Source organism: Pseudomonas sp. GW821-FHT09C10 (genome assembly GCF_059418085.1).
The window spans coordinates 117,580-139,915 of record NZ_JBWKPE010000010.1; the positions used below are offsets into that span (position 1 = coordinate 117,580).

At 62.4% G+C, this 22,336-nt stretch carries 19 protein-coding genes and 1 pseudogene; 12 read left to right on the forward strand and 8 right to left on the reverse strand.

Features of this window, described 5'->3' with window-relative positions; translation table 11 throughout:
* Positions 1-7: 7 nt before the first annotated feature.
* From AC07OT_RS19515 to AC07OT_RS19535, 5 genes are all read left to right on the forward strand, one after another.
* Positions 8-1,111, forward strand: a complete 1,104-nt coding sequence (locus tag AC07OT_RS19515) for an ABC transporter ATP-binding protein (RefSeq protein WP_495108818.1) — start codon at positions 8-10, stop codon at positions 1,109-1,111.
* Between the two features lie 15 nt (positions 1,112-1,126).
* Positions 1,127-2,608 (forward strand): mannitol dehydrogenase family protein, encoded by a 1,482-nt coding sequence (locus tag AC07OT_RS19520; protein ID WP_495108819.1) that lies wholly within the window; start codon positions 1,127-1,129, stop codon positions 2,606-2,608.
* Positions 2,609-2,795: 187 nt separating this feature from the next.
* Positions 2,796-4,277 carry a xylulokinase gene (gene xylB, locus AC07OT_RS19525; RefSeq protein WP_495108820.1) on the forward strand — a complete coding sequence of 494 codons (1,482 nt, stop codon included), beginning with the start codon at positions 2,796-2,798 and terminating at the stop codon, positions 4,275-4,277.
* A 12-nt stretch (positions 4,278-4,289) separates the two neighbouring features.
* Positions 4,290-5,228, forward strand: coding sequence for a carbohydrate kinase family protein (locus AC07OT_RS19530; RefSeq protein WP_495108821.1), 939 nt, complete (start codon positions 4,290-4,292; stop codon positions 5,226-5,228).
* Between the two features lie 84 nt (positions 5,229-5,312).
* Positions 5,313-5,582, forward strand: coding sequence for a DUF2790 domain-containing protein (locus tag AC07OT_RS19535; RefSeq protein ID WP_495108822.1), 270 nt, complete (start codon positions 5,313-5,315; stop codon positions 5,580-5,582).
* Positions 5,583-5,643: 61 nt separating this feature from the next.
* On the opposite strand, the gene AC07OT_RS19540 is transcribed toward AC07OT_RS19535, so the two are convergent.
* Both AC07OT_RS19540 and ilvA read right to left on the reverse strand, forming a co-directional pair.
* Positions 5,644-5,913 carry a DUF1652 domain-containing protein gene (locus AC07OT_RS19540; RefSeq protein ID WP_027606409.1) on the reverse strand — a complete coding sequence of 90 codons (270 nt, stop codon included), beginning with the start codon at positions 5,911-5,913 and terminating at the stop codon, positions 5,644-5,646.
* Positions 5,914-6,146: 233 nt separating this feature from the next.
* A complete protein-coding gene (gene ilvA, locus AC07OT_RS19545; protein WP_495108823.1) occupies positions 6,147-7,169 on the reverse strand; it encodes a threonine ammonia-lyase, biosynthetic in 1,023 nt (340 codons plus the stop codon).
* A gap of 248 nt (positions 7,170-7,417) precedes the next feature.
* Here ilvA and AC07OT_RS19550 point away from each other — a divergent pair, with 248 nt between their 5' ends.
* Entirely contained in the window at positions 7,418-7,618 is a 201-nt protein-coding gene (locus AC07OT_RS19550) for a ParD-like family protein (RefSeq protein ID WP_495108824.1), read from the forward strand.
* On the forward strand, positions 7,618-8,373 hold the full coding sequence (map, locus tag AC07OT_RS19555) for a type I methionyl aminopeptidase (RefSeq protein WP_495108825.1): 756 nt from the start codon (positions 7,618-7,620) through the stop codon (positions 8,371-8,373). Before AC07OT_RS19550 ends, map begins: the two co-directional genes overlap by 1 nt.
* Positions 8,374-8,405: 32 nt before the next feature.
* On the opposite strand, the gene AC07OT_RS19560 is transcribed toward map, so the two are convergent.
* Entirely contained in the window at positions 8,406-9,992 is a 1,587-nt protein-coding gene (locus AC07OT_RS19560) for a RimK family ATP-grasp domain-containing protein (RefSeq protein WP_495108826.1), read from the reverse strand.
* Positions 9,993-10,086: 94 nt separating this feature from the next.
* Here AC07OT_RS19560 and AC07OT_RS19565 point away from each other — a divergent pair.
* A pseudogene (locus AC07OT_RS19565) lies at positions 10,087-10,536 on the forward strand (GNAT family N-acetyltransferase); the annotation flags it as partial.
* On the opposite strand, the gene sfnG reads toward AC07OT_RS19565, so the two are convergent.
* A complete protein-coding gene (gene sfnG, locus AC07OT_RS19570; protein WP_495108827.1) occupies positions 10,532-11,617 on the reverse strand; it encodes a dimethylsulfone monooxygenase SfnG in 1,086 nt (361 codons plus the stop codon). The pseudogene AC07OT_RS19565 and the gene sfnG sit on opposite strands and share 5 nt — an antisense overlap.
* Positions 11,618-11,883: 266 nt before the next feature.
* Here sfnG and AC07OT_RS19575 point away from each other — a divergent pair, with 266 nt between their 5' ends.
* Positions 11,884-13,122, forward strand: a complete 1,239-nt coding sequence (locus AC07OT_RS19575; protein WP_065941259.1) for an acyl-CoA dehydrogenase family protein — start codon at positions 11,884-11,886, stop codon at positions 13,120-13,122.
* 308 nt (positions 13,123-13,430) lie between these two features.
* On the opposite strand, the gene AC07OT_RS19580 is transcribed toward AC07OT_RS19575, so the two are convergent.
* The 4 genes from AC07OT_RS19580 to AC07OT_RS19595 form a co-directional block, all read right to left on the reverse strand.
* The gene (locus AC07OT_RS19580; RefSeq protein ID WP_027606416.1) at positions 13,431-14,216 is read right to left on the reverse strand and encodes a sulfite exporter TauE/SafE family protein; all 786 of its coding nucleotides are present in this window, start codon (positions 14,214-14,216) and stop codon (positions 13,431-13,433) included.
* Between the two features lie 91 nt (positions 14,217-14,307).
* Positions 14,308-15,078, reverse strand: coding sequence for a class I SAM-dependent methyltransferase (locus AC07OT_RS19585; protein ID WP_495108828.1), 771 nt, complete (start codon positions 15,076-15,078; stop codon positions 14,308-14,310).
* Between the two features lie 58 nt (positions 15,079-15,136).
* On the reverse strand, positions 15,137-16,441 hold the full coding sequence (locus AC07OT_RS19590) for an ATP-binding protein (RefSeq protein ID WP_495108829.1): 1,305 nt from the start codon (positions 16,439-16,441) through the stop codon (positions 15,137-15,139).
* A gap of 3 nt (positions 16,442-16,444) precedes the next feature.
* Positions 16,445-17,146: a response regulator gene (locus AC07OT_RS19595; RefSeq protein WP_065906561.1), complete on the reverse strand. Its 702-nt coding sequence runs from the start codon at positions 17,144-17,146 to the stop codon at positions 16,445-16,447.
* Between the two features lie 171 nt (positions 17,147-17,317).
* Between AC07OT_RS19595 and AC07OT_RS19600 the strand changes: the two genes are divergently transcribed.
* The 3 genes from AC07OT_RS19600 (at position 17,318) to AC07OT_RS19610 (ending at position 22,310) form a co-directional block, all read left to right on the forward strand.
* The gene (locus AC07OT_RS19600; RefSeq protein WP_115486208.1) at positions 17,318-18,475 is read left to right on the forward strand and encodes an efflux RND transporter periplasmic adaptor subunit; all 1,158 of its coding nucleotides are present in this window, start codon (positions 17,318-17,320) and stop codon (positions 18,473-18,475) included.
* A 12-nt stretch (positions 18,476-18,487) separates the two neighbouring features.
* Positions 18,488-21,577 carry a multidrug efflux RND transporter permease subunit gene (locus AC07OT_RS19605; protein WP_495108830.1) on the forward strand — a complete coding sequence of 1,030 codons (3,090 nt, stop codon included), beginning with the start codon at positions 18,488-18,490 and terminating at the stop codon, positions 21,575-21,577.
* Between the two features lie 91 nt (positions 21,578-21,668).
* Positions 21,669-22,310 carry a DUF1345 domain-containing protein gene (locus AC07OT_RS19610; protein ID WP_092488619.1) on the forward strand — a complete coding sequence of 214 codons (642 nt, stop codon included), beginning with the start codon at positions 21,669-21,671 and terminating at the stop codon, positions 22,308-22,310.
* The last annotated feature ends 26 nt before the right edge of the window (positions 22,311-22,336 follow it).

Genomic DNA, 22,336 nt, shown 5'->3' on the forward strand with positions numbered 1-22,336 from the left:
GCCCATCATGGCCAACCTCAAAATCAAGAATCTGCAAAAAGGCTTCGAAGGTTTCTCGATCATCAAAGGCATCGACCTGGAAGTGAACGACAAGGAATTCGTGGTCTTCGTCGGCCCGTCGGGCTGCGGTAAGTCCACCCTGCTGCGCCTGATCGCCGGCCTGGAAGAAGTCACCGAAGGCACCATCGAACTGGATGGCCGCGACATCACCGAAGTGACCCCGGCCAAGCGCGACCTGGCCATGGTGTTCCAGACCTACGCCCTGTACCCGCATATGAGCGTGCGCAAAAACATGTCGTTTGCCCTGGACCTGGCCGGCGTCGACAAGCAGCGGGTGGAGAGCAAGGTCAACGAAGCGGCGCGCATCCTCGAACTGGGCCCGCTGCTGGAGCGCAAGCCCAAGCAACTCTCCGGTGGTCAGCGCCAGCGTGTGGCGATTGGCCGGGCGATTGTGCGCAACCCGAAGATCTTCCTGTTCGACGAACCGCTGTCCAACCTCGACGCCGCCCTGCGCGTGCAGATGCGCCTGGAACTGGCACGCCTGCACAAAGAGCTGCAAGCGACCATGATCTACGTGACCCACGACCAGGTCGAAGCCATGACCCTGGCCGACAAGGTGGTCGTGTTGAACAGCGGGCGTATCGAGCAGGTCGGCTCGCCGCTGGAGCTGTACCACCAGCCGGCCAACCTGTTTGTGGCGGGTTTTCTCGGCACGCCGAAAATGGGCTTCCTCAAGGGCAAGGTCACCCGCGTCGACGGCCAGGGCTGTGAGGTGCAGCTGGACGCCGGCACACTGATCAGCCTGCCGTTGAGCGGCGCCAGCCTGAGCGTGGGCAGTGCGGTGACCCTGGGCATTCGTCCGGAGCACCTGGAAATCGCGTCACCTGGGCAAACCACCCTGACCGTCACCGCCGACGTCGGCGAGCGCCTGGGCAGCGACACCTTCTGCCACGTCATCACCTCGAACGGCGAGCCGCTGACCATGCGGATTCGCGGCGACATGGCCAGCCAGTATGGCGAGACGCTGCACCTGCACCTGGACCCGGCGCACTGCCATCTGTTCGACACCGACGGCGTGGCTGTGGCCCGTCCACTGCGCGCTGCCGCCTGATTTGCGAGATTTGTGATGAAACTGAATAAACAGAACCTCACCCAACTGGCGCCGGAAATCAAACTGCCGGCCTACGCCATTGCGAGTACCTCCCAGGGCATCGCCCATATCGGCGTCGGCGGCTTCCACCGCGCGCACCAAGCGTATTACACCGATGCACTGATGAACACCGGCGAGGGCCTGGACTGGAGCATCTGCGGCGTCGGCCTGCGCAGCGAGGACCGCAAGGCCCGCGATGACCTGGCCGGCCAGGACTACCTGTTCACCCTGTACGAACTGGGCGACACCGACGACACCGAAGTGCGCGTGATCGGCGCGATCAGCGACATGCTGCTGGCCGAAGACGGCGCCCAGGCATTGATCGACAAACTGGCCAGCCCCGCCATTCGCATCGTCTCGCTGACCATCACCGAAGGCGGCTACTGCATCGACGACAGCAACGGCGAATTCATGGCCCACCTGCCGCAGATCCAGCACGACCTGGCTCATCCGTCGTCGCCAAAAACCGTGTTCGGTTTTATCTGCGCGGCATTGACCCAGCGCCGCGCGGCCGGCATCCCGGCGTTTACCGTGATGTCCTGCGATAACCTGCCGCACAACGGCGCCGTCACGCGCAAGGCGCTGCTGGCGTTCGCCGCCCTGCACGATGCCGAGCTGCATGACTGGATCAAGGCCCATGTGAGCTTCCCGAACGCCATGGTCGACCGCATCACGCCGATGACCAGCACCGCCCACCGCCTGCAACTGCACGATGAACACGGCATCGACGATGCCTGGCCGGTGGTCTGCGAGCCCTTTGTGCAATGGGTACTGGAAGACAAATTCGTCAACGGCCGCCCGGCGTGGGAAAAGGTCGGCGTGCAGTTCACCGACGATGTGACGCCCTATGAAGAGATGAAGATCGGCCTGCTCAACGGCAGCCACCTGGCCCTGACCTACCTGGGGTTTCTCAAGGGCTATCGGTTTGTGCACGAGACCATGAACGACCCGCTGTTCGTGGCCTACATGCGCGCCTACATGGACCTCGACGTCACGCCAAATCTGGCGCCGGTACCGGGCATCGACCTGACCGACTACAAGCAGACCCTGGTGGACCGCTTCTCCAACCAGGCGATTGCCGACCAGCTGGAACGGGTGTGTTCGGACGGCTCGTCGAAGTTTCCCAAGTTCACCGTGCCGACCATCAACCGCCTGATTGCCGACGGCCGTGAGACCGAGCGTGCGGCGCTGGTCGTTGCGGCCTGGGCCTTGTATTTGAAGGGCGTGGATGAGAATGGCGTGAGCTATAAAATCCCCGACCCACGTGCGGAATTCTGCCAGGGGCTGGTGAGTGACGAGGCGTCGATCAGCCAGCGACTGCTGGGAGTGGAAGAGATTTTTGGCACGGCTATTCCCAACTCGCCTGAGTTTGTGGCAGCGTTCGAGCGGTGCTATGGGAGCCTGCGTGATAACGGCGTCACCGAAACCCTACAAAACCTCCTGAAGAAACTGGCTTAAATGTGGAGGGGGCTTGCTGTGGTGTGGGCTTGCTGTGGTGAGCGGGCTTGCCCCGCGCCAGGCTGCGAAGCAGCCCACAAATCAGTGGTGAACCCGTCGGGGGACAAGCCCCACTCACCACAGCAAGCCCCCTCCCACACTGGACCGGTTGCCAATCCAAAAAAATAACACTGCTGAGCACACCCTCATGACCCAGCAAAACCTGTTCCTCGGCATCGACTGCGGCACCCAAGGCACCAAGGCCATCGTCCTCGACGCGTCCAGCGGCAAGGTGCTGGGCCTGGGCGCCGCCGCGCACACCCTGATCAGCGGCGCCAATGGCCGTCGCGAGCAGCACACCCAGGAATGGCTGGACGCCTTTACCGAAGCCACCCACCGCGCCTTGCAACAGGCCGGCGTGGACGGCCAGGACATCCTCGGCATCGGCGTATCCGGCCAGCAGCACGGCCTGGTGTTGCTCGATGACAGCGGCCAGGTGCTGCGCCCGGCCAAGCTGTGGTGCGACACCGAAACCGCGCCGGAGAACGAGCGCCTGCTGGCCTACCTGGGCGGCGAAAGCGGCTCGCTGGAACGCCTGGGCGTGGCGATTGCGCCGGGCTACACCGTGTCGAAACTGCTGTGGACCCGCGAGCAGCACCCGGATGTGTTCGCGCGCATCGCCCATGTGCTGCTGCCCCACGACTACCTCAACTACTGGCTCACCGGCCGCGCGGTCGCGGAATACGGCGATGCGTCGGGCACCGGTTACTTCAACGTGTGCACCCGCACCTGGGATATGGCGCTGCTCAAGCACATCGACCCCAGCGGCCGTCTCGAAGCTGCGCTGCCGACATTGATCGAAGCCGATCAAAGCGTAGGCACGATCCTGCCGGCCATCGCCGAACGCCTGGGCATCAACCCCAATGCCAGGGTGTCCAGCGGCGGCGGCGACAACATGATGGGCGCCATCGGCACGGGCAATATCGCCCCCGGCGTGATCACCATGAGCCTGGGCTCATCCGGCACCGTGTATGCCTTCGCCGACCAGCCCAATGTCAGCCCCCAGGCGTCGGTCGCTACCTTCTGCTCGTCCAGCGGCGGTTGGCTGCCGTTGATCTGCACCATGAACCTGACCAACGCTACCGGGGTGATTCGCGAGTTGTTCGAGCTGGACCTCAACGCCTTCAACACACTGGTCGAGCAAGCCCCGATTGGCGCCGATGGCGTCAGCATGCTGCCGTTCCTCAACGGCGAACGCGTACCCGCCCTGCCCCACGCCACCGGCAGCCTGCATGGGCTGACCATGACCAACCTGACCCGTGCCAACCTGTGCCGCGCCGTAGTCGAAGGCACCACCTTCGGCCTGCGCTACGGTCTCGACCTGCTACGCCACACCGGCCTGCAAAGCCAGAGCATCCGCCTGATCGGCGGTGGTTCGAAAAGCCCGGTGTGGCGGCAGATGGTCGCCGATATCATGAATACCGAAGTGATCTGTACCGAACAAAGCGAAGCCGCCGCCCTGGGCGCGGCGATCCAGGCGGCGTGGAGCCAGTCCGGCGAGTCCCTGGCCAGCCTGTGCGACAAATGCGTGAGCGTCGACCTCGCCAGCCGTACCCTACCGGTGGCGGCCAATGTCAGCGCCTACCAACTGGCTTACGAACGCTATCAACAGCACGTGGCAACCCTTTAAGAGCGAACGACTATGTATCTGGTGTGTGGTGAAGCGCTGTTTGATTTTTTCAGCGAGGAAGATGCCAGCGGGCAGGCCTCCAAGGTCACTTACAAGGCAATTGCCGGTGGTTCACCGTTCAACGTCGCGGTGGGTTTACGCCGCCTGGGCGTCGAGGCCGGGCTGTTCGGCGGCCTGTCCAGCGACTTCCTCGGGCGCCGGCTGTTGCAGGTGCTCAGGGATGAAGGCGTCAGCGAGCAGTTCCTGGTGGAGTTCGCCGCGCCGACCACCTTGTCGATGGTCGCCGTGGGCGCCGATGGTTCACCGCAGTACAACTTCCGGGGTGAAGGCTGCGCCGACCGACTGCTGGAAGTCGCCCACCTGCCGGAGCTGGGGCCTGATATTCGCGGCCTGCATATCGGCTCGTTCTCGCTGGTGGTGCAACCGATCGGCGACACTCTGCTGAACCTGGTCCAGCGCGAAAGCGGCAAGCGCCTGATCAGCCTCGACCCCAACGTGCGCCTTAATCCGCAGCCGGATATCCAACTGTGGCGCGACCGTGTCGCCGAGTTGGCCAAGCATGCCGACCTGATCAAGGTCAGCGACGAAGACCTGCACCTGCTCTACCCCGGCCAGTCGCCGGAAAGCGTGCTGCAGGGCTGGCTGCAACACCGTTGCCAGCTGGTGTTCCTCACCCGTGGCGGCGATGGCGCCAGTGTGTTCAGCCGTCAGCATGGCACCTGGTCGCAACCGGCACAGCGCGTGGTGATGGCGGATACCGTGGGTGCCGGGGATACCTTCCAGGCCGCATTGATTGCCTGGCTGACCGAGCACCAATTGGACTCGGTGGAAGGCCTGCAACAACTGACCCGCGCGCAGATCGACGCCATGCTCGGCTTCGCCATCCGCGCGGCGGCACTGACGTGCGGCAAGACCGGGCCGGACTTGCCGTATCGCCAGCAGCTTGGATGAAGGTTTTGTCAGCCAGGGCAAAATTAATCGATGGTTAATCCCGCAAGTCGAGAGTGAAATTCCACTCACTTGCGGAGCACCACCATGAAACTGCACACCTTAATGCTCGGCGGCGCCCTGGCGCTGGCGGCAGTGTCGGGCCTGGCCCAGGCTGACGATCAAACCCAGGCGGTCAAACCCGTGCCTTACCATTACGGCATGCCGATGAACATTGCCAAGGTCCTGGCCATGAACGAAACCCCGACCAACGACTGCAAAGTCATCAAGGCGGATATCAAGTTCCTGGACAAGGCGGGCAAAGTGGAAGACGTGAGCTACCGGAAAATGTCCGAAGCCTGCGACTTCCAGAATTGATGGGCAAATATAAACAGCATTGGGCCTGGCATTTACCAGGCCCACCGTTCATGACCAACGATCAGTAGTAACCGCGCCCTCCAGCCCGCTGCTGGACAGGTGCATGGCTGTGCTTGAGGTCTTCACGCAACCCGGTAATGAGGTTGCAAATAGCTCGACTGCTGTCGAGTTTGTCAGCGTTTATACCTTTGACTTCCAAATCCACCCGGTCACGGTCGCGGTCGTCGTAGACCTTGATCGTCAGCGAAGCATCTTCGGCTTTGGTGCATTCGCACCGTTTAGGCAGGAAACTTCCTTCAATAATGCTGCGAAGTTCTAATTCCGAAAGCATGGCCAACCTCTCCTTTTTTGAGACTTGCCAATCGATTGTTATAAGTCTGCAGGCGCGTGCCTGCCACGTCTCGCCAGCCCTGGAAGACGCTTACCTTTACCAGCCTACTCGGCAAATTCCGTTTTTGTTGTAACTTTTCTTCATAAGCAATGTAGGAATTTATATAGCTTAGATTGTGCCGATTAAATTATCGTCGAACCGCTTCGATTAATCGTTTAACCCCACGCTTCGAATTAAACCGCAGCCTGTGCCGCTACTCTTTCAGCAACATATCGCAAACTATCAAAGTTGATATTTGCGCCTGAATTAACCGCGACCAAGGTCTGCCCGCTCACCCCACGACTGGCCACGTACTTGCGAACCCCCGCCACCGCCAGCGCACCGGAGGGCTCGGTGATGGAACGCGTATCGTCATAGATCAACTTCATTGCGCTGCACAGTTCGTCATTGCTGACGGTGATCACTTCGTCGACCCAGTCGCGACAGATCTCAAAGCCATAGGCGCCGATCTGCGCGACCGCGGCGCCATCGGCGAACCCGTCGACACTCGGCAACACCACCCGCTCCCCGGCCCGCAGTGCGGCGAGCAGGCAACTGGAGCCTTCGGGTTCGACCCCGATGATGCGCACCTCGGGCCGCAGGTATTTGACGTAGGCCGCAATGCCGGCGATCAGGCCACCGCCGCCCACGGGCACGAAGATCGCGTCCAACGGACCTTGTTGCTGGCGCAGGATTTCCATGGCCACCGTGCCCTGGCCGGCGATCACCTCCGGGTCATCGAAGGGCGAAACGAAGGTGCAGCCGGACATCTCGGCCAGCTGCAACGCATGGGCCAGGGCAAACGGAAAGCTTTCGCCGTGCAGCACCGCTTCGGCGCCCCGGGAGCGCACGCCCAGCACCTTCAATTCCGGCGTACTGCACGGCATCACGATCCGCGCCTGGAGCCCCAGCGTCTTCGCCGCCAGCGCCACGCCTTGCGCATGGTTACCCGCCGACGCCGTCACCACACCGCGCGCTTTCTGCGCGCCGGTAAGCTGCACCAGCTTGTTGTAAGCGCCGCGAATCTTGAAGGAAAAGGTCGGTTGCAGGTCTTCACGCTTGAGCAGCACCTGGTTGCCGAGCATTGCCGAGAGTGCCGGTGCGGCTTGCAGGGGCGTACGCACCGCGAGGTCATAGACCGGCGCGGCAAGGATCTTTTTCACATAGTGTTCAAGCAATGCCGTATCAGCGGTCGGCGGGGCGGGGCACGTGCTCATGGGGTGTCTCCTGGTTTTAAAGGCCCTGGAGACGGAACAAACAAAACCCGCCTCTAAGGCGGGTTGGGGTGCAGCCGTGTGCTATCCCGCCAAATGAGGAATGGCGGTAATAATGCTTGGCTGGCTGCAGAAGGCTGGGTAGGTCATGCCTGGAAATTAACCGGCCATCCGGATCAAGTCAACATCATGTTTACTGACGACATACGAAACATATACGATTCGTATATCCAGCCACTACAGTGAACCTCATGGGCATCGTCAAGATCAGCGACCAACTGCACGAACAACTGCGCCTGGCCAGTGCGGCCATGGACCGTTCCATCAACGCCCAGGCCGAGTTCTGGATCAAGGTCGGCCTGCTCGCCGAACTCAACCCCAGCCTGCCCTACCACGACTTGATCAACAAACTGCTGCTGGACAAGCCCGACCTGATCCGGGGGCGTAGCTGATGATCAAGACCGCCGCCCAACTGGCTGTAATGCGCGAGTCCGGACGCCTGCTGGCCCAAGTGTTCGACATGCTCGACGGGTTTGTCGCCGCCGGCCGTTCCACCCTGGAACTGGACAGCGCCGTCGAAGCCTTTATCCGCAACGAATTGAAAGCCCGCCCCGCCAGCCTCGGGCAATACGACTACCCCTTCTCCATCAACACCTCGATCAACGAGGTGGTGTGCCATGGCATGCCCAGCGCCAAGGAAATCCTCAAGGACGGCGACATCGTCAACATCGACATCACCCTGGAGAAAGGCGGTTTTATCGCCGACTCCAGCAAGATGTACATGATCGGCACCGTCGCGCCCAAGGCGCGGTGCCTGGTGAACATGACCTTCGAGGCGATGTGGGCCGGGATCCGCCAGGTCAAGCCCGGCGCGCGCCTGGGTGATATCGGCCATGCGATCCAGAGCCATGCACAGGCCAATGGCTACAGCGTGGTGCGTGAATACTGCGGCCACGGCATCGGCAAGCAGATGCATGAAGAACCGCAGGTCCTCCACTTCGGCCGCCCTGGCACCGGGCTGGAACTGCGTGAAGGGATGGTGTTCACCATCGAACCGATGCTCAACCAGGGCGGCGCCAAGGTGCGCAGCCTGAAAGATGGCTGGACGGTGGTGACCAAGGACAACAGCCTGTCGGCGCAGTGGGAACATACCGTGGCGGTGACGGCGGATGGCTTTGAAGTGCTGACCTTGCAAACCCGCCCTTGATTCACCCACCGCCGTAGATACTGCCTTGAACCTCACCAGACCTGGCCCTGGCGTTTCAACTCCAGGCGTCGCACGAACTCTTCCAGCACCAGGCTGTACAGGTCGTCCTGCAAGTAGGCATCTTCGATGCCGGCATCGAGGTTGGGGTTGTCGTTGACCTCGATCACCACCACCTTGTCGCCGGACTGCTTGAGGTCCACACCGTAGAGGCCGTCGCCGATCAGGTTGGCGGTCTTCACCGCCAGTTCCACCACCGCCCTGGGCGCTTCATGGACGGCCAGGGTGCGGCATTCGCCGTTGATGGCCTGGCCGATGGCCTTGTGGTTATAGATCTGCCAATGGCCCTTGGACATGAAGTACTGGCAGGCAAAGATCGGTTTGCGGTTGAGTACGCCGATGCGCCAGTCGTACTCGGTGTAGAAGAATTCCTGGGCCAGCAGCAGCACCGAATGCTCGAACAACTCGGCGGTGGCCTTGAGCAAGGCTGCCTGGCTCTCGACCTTGATCACGCCACGGGAGAAGCATCCATCGGGAATCTTCAACACCAGCGGAAACCCGAGGCGCTCGCCGACCCGTTCGAAGTCCTGCGGTCGTTCCTTGTAGAGAATCTCGGTGGCAGGCATACCTAACTGATGGCTGTTGAGCAGGTCGGTAAGGTAGACCTTGTTGGTACAACGCAGGATCGACGCCGGGTCGTCCATCACCACCAGGCCTTCGCTTTCGGCTTTCTTCGCGAAGCGGTAGGTATGGTTGTCGACACTGGTGGTCTCGCGGATCAGCAAGGCGTCGTATTCGGCCAGGCGCGCGTAGTCCTTGCGCTCGATCAGTTCCACATCGATGCCCAGGCCCTTGCCGACGCGGATGAAGTTATCCAAAGCCTTGGCATTGGACGGCGGCAATTGCTCCTGGGGATCATGGAGGATCGCCAGGTCATAACGGGCCAGGCGCCGTGAACGGGGTTGGCGCCAGATCCTGCGGCTGAAGTTATCGAGGGCGTGGGCGAATTGATCTTCCTGGTCGTCGCGTAACTTGTGCAATACGCCGGACTTGACCCCTACGATATGCCAACCGTTATGTTTTCTGAACTCAACTAACAAGATCGGACATGGGAATGTTTCAAACAACTGGCGGGCCAATTCCTGCAACGGTTCTATAGTGGTCCTGCCGAAGTAGAGTGTCAGGGTAAACCCTTCGGTATTACTGTAGAGGTGATGATTCAAGGCTTTATCAAGGGTTTTATCCAAGTCATCCAGCGCCAGGCCGTACAGCGACTTTTTAGTCAGCTCACTGATGGTGCGCACCGAAGGAATCACCTTGTGTCCGCGCGCTTCGGCCAGCAACGAGCAGTAGTAGCCGTGCCCCAGGTACTTGTAGCTGCGGCACAGGTTGATCACCTGCACCCGCTTGCCTGACTCGTTCTGCCGGGTTTGCTCCAGGTACTCCTGGGCGGTGACGATGTCTTCGCTGGGAAAGTAGGAGGCCCAATCTTCCTTGCGTTCAACAATGATCACCACTTGACTGTTACTTCGAGGCGGCGCCGAAAAAAAGCCCTTCGATGTTATTGTCGCCGCGACGATTTGCTCGGATACTTCACGCCAATGACCTTGTACCGCCGACATAATATTTGATCCGCTTTAGAGAACTCGACCTTTTCTATTAAGCACGATCTTTTAGAGAAGTCCCGTTTCGTTACGCAACTTTTACGGCGGTTATATGGCTCTTTTCTCTCGCGTTGCATTACCCGGTGATATACCGGCATTAGTCGCATTGGAACACCAGTGTTTCAGCAGCGACCGACTCTCATCGCGCAGTTTTCACTGGATGATCAGCCGCGCCCACGGCCAGTTGCGGGTGGCGGAACAGGATGGGCAGTTGCTCGGTTATGCGCTGGTACTGTTTCGTCGTGGCAGCGCGTTCGCGCGCCTGTATTCCATCGCCATTGCCGAGCACGCACGCGGCCTCGGGCTGGGCAAGCAGTTGCTCAGCCATGTCGAGGCCTGCGCGGTGACGCACGGGTGCGCGCACCTGCGCCTGGAGGTGCGCACCGACAACCCCGGTGCCTTGGCGCTGTATGAGCGCAATGGCTACCGGCGCTTCGCCGTGGTCAACGACTACTACGCAGACCACACCTCTGCCCTGCGCCTGGAAAAAACCTTGATCAGGCCACCTGCTTGATCCCGGCCTTGGCTTCCAGCTCGCGCACCAGCGGCAATACACGTTTGCCGAAGTACTCCACTTCTTCCTGGAAGTGCAGGAAGCCCGCCAGCACCAGGTCCACCCCCACTGCCTTGAGCGCGACGATGCGCTCGGCAATCTGCTGCGGGGTGCCGATCAGGTTGGTCTTGAAGCCATCGTTGTACTGCACCAGGTCTTCAAAGCTGGACTTGGCCCAGTTGCCCTCGCCTTCGGGTGATGCCTTGCCGGCCTGCTTGGCCGCATCGCCAAAGGCATTCACGGCTTCCGGGTCGGCCTTGTCGATGATCTCCGCGAGCACGGCGCGGGCTTCTTCCTCGGTGTCGCGGGCGATGATGAACGCATTCACACCGACCTTGACCGAATGGTTGTTCGCGGCGGCCTTGGCGCGAATGTCATCGACCTGGGCCTTGATGCCTTCCGGGGTGTTGCCGTTGGTGAAATACCAGTCCGACACACGCGCCGCCATGTCCCGCGCGGCCCGCGAGCTGCCGCCCTGGAACACTTCCGGCTGGCCCAGGGGCTTGGGTTTGAGGGTGTAGTTGTTGAAGCGGTAGAAGTCACCCTTGAAGGTAAAGTCGTCCTGGGTCCAGATGCCTTTGAGGGCGCGGATGAATTCTTCGGAACGGCGATAGCGCTCGTCGTGCTCCAGCCAGTGTTCGCCGATGGCCTGGAACTCGCCCTTGAACCAGCCACTGACGATGTTCACCGCAATGCGGCCATTGGTCAGCTGGTCGATGGTCGCCAGTTGCTTGGCCGCCAGCGCCGGTTGCCACGGGCCGGGCAGGATCGCGGCGATAACCTTGAGCTTGGTGGTCGCGGCCAGCAAGGCATGGCTGAACGCCACGGACTCATGCTGGTTCTCGGCGCCGTAGCCGGCGGTGAAGCGGATCTGGGTCAGGCCGTATTCGAAGCCGGCGTCCTCGGCCAATTGCGCCAGTTTGCGGTTGTAGTCGATGCCCCAGTGGGTGCGTTGTTCGATCTTGCTGACCACCAGCCCACCGCTGACGTTGGGCACCCAATAGGCAAATTTCACGGCTTGCTGACTCATCGAACGGTACCTCGCATAAAGGAATGTACCGAGGTATGGAGCAGCAAGCGTGCCAGGCGCGGGCAAACGCCCATGCCACAAGGGTTGCGACACGAATTCGGGGCTGGGAAGCTTGGAATGCCAATGTCAGGGATTGCAACGCTTTGTCGATTTGCTGTTGCCAGGGCAACAGTAAACCGCATGCATCCCCCGTAAACATTGGCCCTGGGACCCGGCACGGACTGTGCAATCACTCCCGGCACCGATCACTGCCCGGAGCCTTGCTCATGACCGAACACCACGTTATCAACCCGCTGTCTGTCGGCGTCGACTACCCCACGCTGGCGGCACGCTTTCGTCCGATTTTCCAGCGCATCGCCGCTGGCGCGGTGGAACGCGAACAAACCCGCGCCCTGCCCCACGAGCCGATCCAGTGGCTCAAGGAGGCCGGCTTCGGCGCGGTGCGGGTGCCGGTGGAATATGGCGGTGGCGGTGCGTCGCTGCCGCAGTTGTTCGAACTGCTGATCGAACTGGCCGAGGCCGACTCCAACGTGCCCCAGGCCCTGCGCGGGCATTTCGCCTTTGCCGAAGACCGCCTGAATGCGCCGCCCAGTGCCGGCCGCGACCTGTGGTTCAAACGCTTTGTCGACGGCGACATCGTCGGCTGCGCCTGGACCGAAATCGGCACCGTGGCCATCGGCGACGTTGTCACCAAGGTCAGCCCGGACGGCGATCGGTGGAAACTCAACGGTGAAAAGTTCTACAGCACCGGCAGTATTTTCTCCGACTGGATCGACGTGTACGCCCAGCGCAGCGACACCGGCGGCGATGTGATCGCCGCCACCCGCGCACGCCAGCCCGGCGTGGAACACAGCGATGACTGGGATGGCTTTGGCCAGCGCACCACCGGCAGCGGCACCTCGCGCTTTACCGATGCGGTGGTGGAGGCGGAAAACGTCATCGACTTTGCGACCCGCTTCAAATACCAGACCGCGTTCTACCAACTTGTCCTGCTGGCCAGCCTCGCCGGTATCGGCCGTGCCGCGTTGCGCGATGTGGCCCACCAGGTGCGCAGCCGCAAGCGCATCTACAGCCATGGCAATGCCCAGCACGTCAGCCAGGATGCCCAGATCCAGCAGGTGGTGGGCGAAGTCGCCGCGTTGGTCTACGCCGCCGAAGCCAGCGCGTTGAAGGCTGCGGTGCCAGCACAACGGGCGTACCTGGCGCGGTTCGGTGGGGATGAAGTCGCCGAGCGCGAAGCCAACGTCGCGGCCGAAATCGAGTCAGCCACCGCGCAAGTGGTGGTGTCGGAGCTGATCCAGCGCGCCACCAGTGAGTTGTTCAACGCCCTGGGGGCGTCGGATGTGCGCCAGGGCAAGTCCCTCGATCGCCATTGGCGCAATGCGCGGACGGTGTCGTCGCACAACCCGGTGATCTACAAGGCGAGGATCGTGGGGGACTGGGTGATCAATGGCACCGAGCCGCCGTTTGTGTGGCAGATCGGCAATGGCCCGGCGAAAGCCTGAGGCTGGGCGGGGTCAAAACTGTGGGAGGGGGGCTATGCCGATCAGTTAAGAGATAGAACGGGCAAACAGTAACCAGTGGTGAGCGGGCTTGCCGAATCGTCGCACCGCCCGCGTTGGGCTGCGCAGCAGCCCCAAAACTCAGCCCCTGACCTGCCTGGCACACAGCAGCGCTCTTATTGGGGCTGCTGCGCAGCCCAACGCGGGGCAAGCCCGCTCACCACAGTTACAGTGTTCCTCCTTAACTGACTGGCATTAGGGCTTGCCCCCTCCCACATTTGGCCCCTGTGTATTTGAATCCTGTGTACGCCTCAAAAGGCCAATTTGTAGCCGATGGTCATCAACATGATCGCCAGGCACGGGCGCAGTACGCCGTCCGGGACCTTGCCGGTCATGTGGCTGCCGAAGTAAATGCCCGGCAGCGACCCCATCAACAGAAAGCCCAGCAGGTGCCAGTCCATATTGCCCATGCCGGCATGGCCCAGGCCCGCCACCAGGGTCAGGGGCACGGCGTGGGCGATCTCGGTGCCGACCAGGCGGCGCGTGGCCAGGAACGGATAGAGGATAAACAACGCGACCGTGCCAAGGGCGCCGGCGCCGATGGAGGTGAGCGCTACCATGGTCCCCAGCACCGCCCCGGTCACCACGGTCAGGGCATTCAGGTTGCGCGGGTTCATATGGTAGTGATCGCCCGCATGGCGCTGGGCGAACGCCAGCAGGCGTTGCTTGAACAGGATCGCCAGGGCGGTGAGCAGCAGCACCACGCCGAGGGCCTGCTTGATCACTGCGTTCATGGCGCTGGGGTCGGTGTGCAGGCTGGCGAGGAACCACAGGGTCAGCAACACCGCAGGCACGCTGCCCAGGGTGAGCCAGCCGGTGATGGTCCAGTCGATGTTCTTGTTCTTACTGTGGACCAGCACGCCACCGGATTTGGTGATGGCCGCGTACAGCAGGTCAGTGCCTACGGCCGTGGCCGGGTTGATGCCGAACCACAACAGGATTGGGGTCATCAGCGAGCCCCCGCCTACACCGGTCATGCCGACGATAAAACCAACGATCAGGCCCGCAATTACAAAACCAAAGTTACCCACTTCCATCAACGCTACCCGCGGCCTTATAAATTTCTGGCCGCAGGATAGCGATTTTTCTTATAACGACTTATATCAATATGATCTGACTTTATGCCTTTTATGGCAGTCGACGGCAGACATACGCCTGGGTCTGATAAGGAAACGCCACCGTGTCGCGGCCCTTCAGGGCCGGATGGCTGGCGATCAAGCCACGCAACTGCTCGCTCACAAGGGCTTTTTCAGCCTCGGGCAACGCAGCAATAAAGCTCACGGAGAGGAAACGATCCATGATCACTTCCTGGGGGCTGCCGACGTGGCTATAGGGGAAACAGGTCATTTCGGGGTCGGAAAAGTACTTGCCGTCGAAGGCTTCACGCCAGCGTCCGGAGTGAAAACGCGGGGTGTCACCCTCATAGGGCGTAATGATCGCAGTGATCGCCGCCACCCAGTCCACCGACTCATCGCGCACATTCCACACCAGCCCGAGGCGCCCTTCGGGCTTGAGCACGCGGTGGATTTCCGCCAGCGCGGCCTGGGTGGAGAACCAGTGAAAGGCTTGCGCGCAGACCACCGCGTCGGCGCTGGCGGTTTCCAGGGGGATGGCTTCGGCGGTGCCGTTGACCAGGCGCACGTCCGGCAACAGCCGGGTCAACTGCGCACCCATGGCCTGCACCGGTTCGACGGCGATCAACGCGGGTGCCAGGGTGCTGAGCAGGCGCGTGAACTTGCCGGTGCCGGCGCCCAGGTCGATCACCCGTGAGTGCCCATCGACGCCGAGAACATCCGTGAGCCAGCCCGTGAGTTGCCTGGGATAATTCGGCCGGCCCTGGGCGTAGGTGGCGGCCTGGGTAGAGAAACCTTGTTGAGCAGACGCGTGAACACCAGTCATTGCCAATCTCTCCTCGGGTAAAGCGGGGGCACAGTGTGCGCCTTCCCCGGGAGATTTTCTAATCGGCAGCCGTGGGCAACCACACCCGGAACCGTGCGCCGCCCAATGGCGAGGCCAGTGCGGTCAGGGTGCCACCTTGGGCCTCGAGGGCTCGCCGGCTGATAGCCAACCCCAGGCCAAAGCCACCGGTGGCGCGGTCGCGGCTGCGGTCGAGGCGGTAAAAAGGCTCGAAGATACGCTCGCGCTGGTCCAGCGGAATGCCGATGCCATCGTCATCCACCCAGATTTCACAGCCTTTGGCGCAGACCTTGACGCCCACCTGAATGCTCTTGTCGCAGTAACGCGTGGCATTGCGCAGCAGGTTCTGCAGGGCACGAGCGGTGAGGCGCGGGTCGAGGCTGAAGCGTTCCACAGCGCAGTCGAGTGCTACATCGATGACGATCTCGGGGTTTTCCAGTTCGTCATCGACACTGCCCAGCACGCTGTCGATAAACTCATCGAGCACCACCTCCACACGCTCCGGCAATTGCGCCGGGTTTTGCAGACGGCTGTAGGACAACAACTCCAGCACCAATTCATCCAGCTCGCGAATATGCGCAACCAGGCCATGCAAGCGCTCGCGACTGGCCTCCGGCAAGTCTTCCGACAGCGCCAGGGCCAGGCCGAAATCCAGGCGCGTAAGGGGCGTACGCAGTTCGTGGGAGACCGCGTTGAGCAGGTCGCGCTGTTGGTTGAGCAGGTGTTCGATGTCGTCGGCCATGGTGTCGAACACCGCCGCCAGGCTGCCGATATTGGAGCTGGGCGGAATGTGCGTGCGCTCGGCCAGGTTGCCCCTGCCCAGTTGCGTGGCGGTGCTTTTCAGGCGTTCGAGATCGCGCCAGTGCGGGCGCAGCCAGAACAGCAGACAGGCCAGCAACGCCGCACCGATCAGCACATTCATCGACCAGTACAACAGGTTCATGTCCAGCGGGTCCGGGGGAACGGTGAGCTTGACCACGAACTGCTCGTTGAGCGGCGAGCTGATGTCCTCCATCCAGCCCCACTCCCCCAGGTGAATCACGGGTTTACCCTGCTCCAGCAGTTTGGCTTCCTGTGCACTGTAGCTGGCGTCCTGGCGCAACAGCAATTGCACTTTGAGGGGGGCGAAGTCACGTCCCAGTTGCTCGGTCACCTGGGACCAGCGCTCCACCGGCGCACGCAGGTACTGCTTGACGATCAGCTTCTGCATGCCCCGGGACTGCTCGACGTTGTAGTCCAGGTAGCGGTGTTCGAACAGTTGGATCACCAGCTTGGGAATCAGGAAGATCGCCGCGCTGTAGGTGATGATGGTGATCAGGTAAAGGCGTAGCAGTACACGAAACATCGGTCAGCATTCCCACTCGGAACGGCTGAACAGGTAGCCTTTGCCCCATACGGTCTTGATCTTGCGCGCTTCACCGGCGTGGTCGTCGAACTTGCGCCGCAGCTTGGAAATGGCCACGTCCACCGAGCGGTCGGTACCGTTGAACTCGATACCGCGCAGGCGTTGCAGGATCTGGTCGCGGCTGAGCACCTCGCCGGCATGCCGGGCCAGTACCACCAGCAGGTTGTATTCGCCGCTGGACAACTCCACCGCCTGCTCGCGCCAGGTCACGGTGCGTTCCGACAGGTCGATGCACAGGTTGCCCATCAGGATCTGGTCATTGGCCACCTGGGGCTCGGACAGACTGCTGCGCCGCAGCAAGGTGCGCACCCGCGCCAGCAGTACACGGGGCTCGCAGGGTTTGGTCACGTAATCGTCGGCGCCCATTTCCAGGCCCAGCACCTGGTCGTGGCTGTCGTCGCGGGCGGTGAGCATCAGGATCGGCAGGCCCGCCGAATCGGCGCGCAGCAGGCGGCACACTTGCAGGCCGTCAAGGCCGGGCAGCATCAGGTCGAGGATCACCAGGTCCGGGGGGTTGAGGCGCGCGCGCTCGCGGACGTGGTCGCCACGGCTGAGCACACTGACGTGGTAGCCGTTGCGTTCCAGGTAGCTGGCAATCAGCTCGGAGAGTGCGGCGTCGTCTTCCACCAGGAGGATGTTGGGCATGGTGTTTCCAAATAATGCGGTTTGTTGGTGTGTTGCAGGATTGTGCAAGGATATACGCCCTCGGCGCCCCGCGCGCCGCACCTTACATTTCTTCACAGACGACCTACACAGCTTCACAGCACCACGGCGCAGGTGCCCTTAGGATGCGCCAGTCAATATTGGGATAAGAGCATGTCGAAGAATCTGTTTGCGCCATTTTGCCTGTTGGCCCTGACGCTGGCCCTGAGTGCCTGTGACCAATCGGCCGACGAAGCGCCGCAAATGCCCCTGGCCAAAGTGCGTATCGAAACCCTTGAGGCCAAGCCCCTCTCCATCACCAGCGAATTGAGCGGACGCATCGCCGCGCCACGCATCGCCGAAGTGCGCGCACGGGTGGCCGGGGTGGTGATGCAACGGGTGTTCAAGGAAGGCCATGACGTCAAACAGGGCGACGTGTTGTTTCGCATCGATCCGGCACCGTTCAAGGCTGACCTGGACAGCGCCCAGGCCAACCTGAGCAAGGCCGAGGCCAATGCGTTCCAGGCGCGCCTGCAGGAGCAGCGCTACAGCCAACTGGTGGAAGGCAATGCCATCAGCGGCCAGGACTACGACAACGCCCGCGCCAACCTGCGCCAGACCAACGCCGAAGTCGCCGCCAACAAGGCCGCCGTTGAGCGCGCCAGGTTGAACCTGGGCTATGCCACCGTGACCGCGCCGATTTCCGGGCGCATCGGCCGCGCCCTGGTGACCGAAGGGGCACTGGTGGGCCAGAACGAGGCCACGCCCCTGGCGATCATCCAGCAACTGGACCCGATCCACGCCGACCTCACCCAGTCCACCCGCGAGCTCAACGACCTGCGCCGCGCCTTCCGCGCCGGCAGCTTGAAGCAGGTCGGCCAGGACCAGGCCAAGGCCACGTTGATCCAGGACGATGGCAGCCTCTACCCGTTGCCGGGCAAGTTGCTGTTCGCCGAGATCAGCGTCGACCCGGGCACCGGGCAGATCATCCTGCGCAGCGAGTTCCCCAACCCGGACCTCGACCTGTTGCCTGGCAGCTTCGTGCGGGTCCGCCTGGAGCAGGCCGTCGACAAACAGGGCATCAGCGTGCCGCAACGCGCCATCACCCGCGACAGCGCCGGCATCCCCATGGTGCTGCTGCTCGACGCCGAGCAGACCGTCAGCCAGCAGCCGGTGGAACTGGGTGCGGTGATCGCTGACCGCTGGGTGGTCAGCCATGGCCTCAAGCCCGGCGACCGTATCGTCGTCGAAGGCCTGCAACACGCGCGCCCCGGTGAAAAAGTCGAGGTCGATGACAGCCCCACACCCGTTGCCCAGGCTTCCGGCCAATAAGGATCTTTGACAATGCCGCAGTTCTTTATTGACCGCCCGATCTTCGCCTGGGTGGTCGCCCTGTTTATCCTGCTGGCCGGCTTGCTGGCCATCCCGCAGTTGCCGGTGGCCCAGTACCCCAACGTCGCGCCGCCGAAGGTGGAAATCTACGCGGTGTACCCGGGCGCCTCGGCCCAGACCCTGGATGAAAGCGTGGTCAGCCTGATCGAGCAGGAGCTCAACGGCGCCGATCACCTGCTGTATTTCGAATCCCAGAGCAGCCTGGGCTCGGCAACGATTACCGCCACGTTCCAGCCCGGCACCAACCCGGAAATGGCCCAGGTCGATGTGCAAAACCGCCTCAAGGCGGTGGAGCCGCGCCTGCCCCAGGCCGTGACCCAGCAGGGTTTGCAGGTGGAGAAAGTCTCCGCCGGGTTCCTGCTGCTGGTGACCCTCACCTCCAACGACGGCAAGCTCGACGACGTGGCGCTCAGCGATTACCTGGCGCGCAACGTGATGAACGAGCTCAAGCGCCTGGACGGGGTCGGCAAGGCCCAGCTGTATGGTGCCGAACGCGCCATGCGCATCTGGATCGACCCGCAGAAACTGATCGGCTTCAACCTCACGCCGGCCGACGTGAATGTCGCGATCAGCGCACAGAACGCCCAGGTCTCGGCCGGTAGCATCGGCGATCTGCCGGGTACCAGGACCCAGGAAATCACCGCCGCGATCCTGGTCAAGGGCCAGCTGTCCACGCCGGCGGAATTCGCCGATATCGTGCTCAAGGCCAACCCGGACGGCTCCACCGTGCGCATCGGCGATGTGGCGCGGGTAGAAGTGGGCAGTCAGGAATACCAGTTTTCCACGCGCCTGAACGGCAAGCCGTCCACCGCCGTCAGCGTGCAACTGGCGCCGGGGGCCAATGCGCTGAACACCGCGACCCTGGTGCGGGCGAAGATGGACGAGCTGTCGCGCTATTTCCCGGCCAACGTGGAATACAAGATCCCGTACGACACCTCGCCGTTCGTCAAGGTCTCGATCACCAAGGTGGTCTATACCCTGCTCGAAGCCATGGCCCTGGTGTTCGCGGTGATGTTCCTGTTCCTGCAGAACGTGCGCTACACCCTGATCCCGACGCTGGTGGTGCCGATCGCGCTGATGGGCACCTTCGCCACCATGCTGTTGCTGGGCTTCTCGATCAACGTGCTGACCATGTTCGGCATGGTGCTGGCCATCGGCATCCTGGTGGATGACGCCATCGTGGTGGTGGAGAACGTCGAGCGGATCATGGCCACCGAGGGCCTGTCGCCCAAGGACGCGACGAAGAAAGCCATGGGCCAGATCACGGGCGCCATCGTCGGCATTACCCTGGTGCTGGTGGCGGTGTTCCTGCCGATGGCGTTCATGGCCGGCTCGGTGGGGGTGATCTACCAGCAGTTCTCGCTGTCGATGGCCACCTCGATCCTGTTCTCGGCCTTCCTCGCCCTGACCCTGACCCCAGCCCTGTGCGCCACGCTGCTCAAACCGATTGCCAAGGGCGAGCACCATGCCAAGGGCGGGTTCTTCGGCTGGTTCAACAAGCGCTTCGAGCAGCTCACCGACCGTTACGAAGGCTGGGTCGCCTATGCCCTCAAGCGCAGCGGCCGTTACCTGCTGATCTACCTGGTGCTGCTGGTGGGCCTGGGGTTGATGTTCAGCCGCCTGCCCTCCTCGTTCCTGCCGGTGGAAGACCAGGGCTATACCATCACCGATATCCAGCTGCCGCCGGGTGCGAGCAAGAACCGCACGGTGCAGGTGGCCGAACAGATCGAGGCGCACAACGCCGGCGAGCCTGGGGTGGGCGATACCACCATGATCATGGGTTTCAGCTTCTCCGGCTCCGGGCAAAACGCCGCGCTGGCGTTTACTACGCTCAAGGATTGGTCGGAACGCGGCAGCGATGACTCCGCCGCCTCGATTGCCGACCGCGCCAACATGGCCTTCAGCGAACTCAAGGACGCGATTGCCTATGCGATCCTGCCGCCCCCGGTGGACGGCCTGGGCACCTCCAGCGGTTTCGAGTTCCGCTTGCAGGACCGCGGCGGTGTAGGCCATGCAGCCTTGATGGCGGCGCGTACCGAATTGCTCGACGCCGCCGGAAAAAGCCCGATCCTGGCCAACGTGCGCGAAAGCGCCCTGGCCGAGGCGCCGCAAGTGCAGCTGGAAGTCGACCGCAAGCAGGCCAACGCGCTGGGCGTCTCGTTTGCGGATGTGGGCAATGTGCTGTCTTCGGCCATCGGTTCGGCCTATGTCAACGACTTCCCCAACCAGGGCCGCATGCAGCGCGTGGTGGTGCAGGCCGAAGGCGACCAGCGCAGCCAGGTGGCGGATTTGATGAAGATCCACGTGCGCAACAAGGCGGGCGCGATGGTGCCGCTGTCGGCGTTTGTCGTCGCCAAATGGACCCAGGGCCCGGCGCAACTGACGCGCTATAACGGCTACCCTGCCATCGCCATTTCCGGCGAGGCCGCACCCGGCCACAGCACCGGCGAGGCGATGGAGGAAATCCAGCGCCTGGTCAGCCAATTGCCGGCAGGCCTGGGCCAGGAGTGGACCGGGTTGTCGCTGCAGGAACGTTTGTCCGGCTCACAGGCGCCCATACTGTTGGGGCTGTCGCTGCTGATCGTGTTCCTGTGCCTGGCGGCGCTGTATGAAAGCTGGTCGATCCCGACGTCGGTGCTGCTGGTGGTGCCGCTGGGCGTGCTCGGCGCAGTGCTGGCGGTGACCTTGCGGGGCATGCCCAACGATGTGTTTTTCAAGGTCGGCCTCATCACCATCATCGGTTTGTCGGCGAAGAACGCGATCCTGATCATCGAGTTCGCCAAGGACCTGTATGACCAGGGCGAAGACCTGATCGACGCCACCCTGAAAGCCGCACGACTCCGGTTGCGCCCGATCATCATGACCTCGCTGGCGTTTATCCTCGGCGTGGTGCCGCTGGCGATTGCCACCGGTGCCAGTTCGGCGAGCCAGCAGGCGATTGGTACCGGGGTAATCGGCGGGATGATCACCGCGACCCTGGCGGTGGTGTTTGTGCCGGTGTTCTTTGTGGTGGTCATGAAGCTGGTGCGCAAAAAGCGCTAAGGCTTTTGGGGGGACACTGTAACGGTGGCGAGCCCGCTTGCCACAACAAAAATGCGCTAAGGTGCTCACAGGTAACCATCTGTGAGCTGCCATGCCTTTTCTAGCCCGTACCCACCCTCGCCTCTCCGCCGCCGCCGTGCTCGGCCTTGCCGTCGGCATCCTGGCGCCGGCCGACACCCTCGCCAGCAAAATCCTCATCGGCTGGAACGCCGGGGTCTGGACCTACCTGGTGCTGATGCTGTGGCTGACCAGCCGTGCCAAGGCCGACGACGTAAAGCGCATCGCCGAAATCGAGGACGAAAACGCCGGGCTGGTGCTGTTCACCGTGTGCATCGCCGCGATCGCGAGCCTGGCCACCATCACCTTCGAACTGGTGGGCAGTAAAGACCTGGCCACTTCCGAGCGCCTGTTGCACTACGGGTTTACCGGGCTGACGGTCATCGGTTCATGGCTGTTGATCGGGGTGATTTTCAGCGTGCATTACGCCCGCCTGTATTACACCTGGAATGGCAAGGAGCCGGCGTTGCGGTTTGCCGAAGGGCTGTTGACGCCGAACTACTGGGACTTCCTGTATTTCTCCTTCACCATCGGCGTGGCGGTGCAAACCTCTGACGTCGGCGTCGCCACGCGCGGCATGCGCAAGGTGGTGCTGGGGCAGTCGCTGATCGGCTTTTTGTTCAATACGGCGATCCTGGGGTTCTCGATCAACATCGCCGCCGGGCTGTTCGGCTAGGCTGCACAAACCTTCTAGACGCCCTG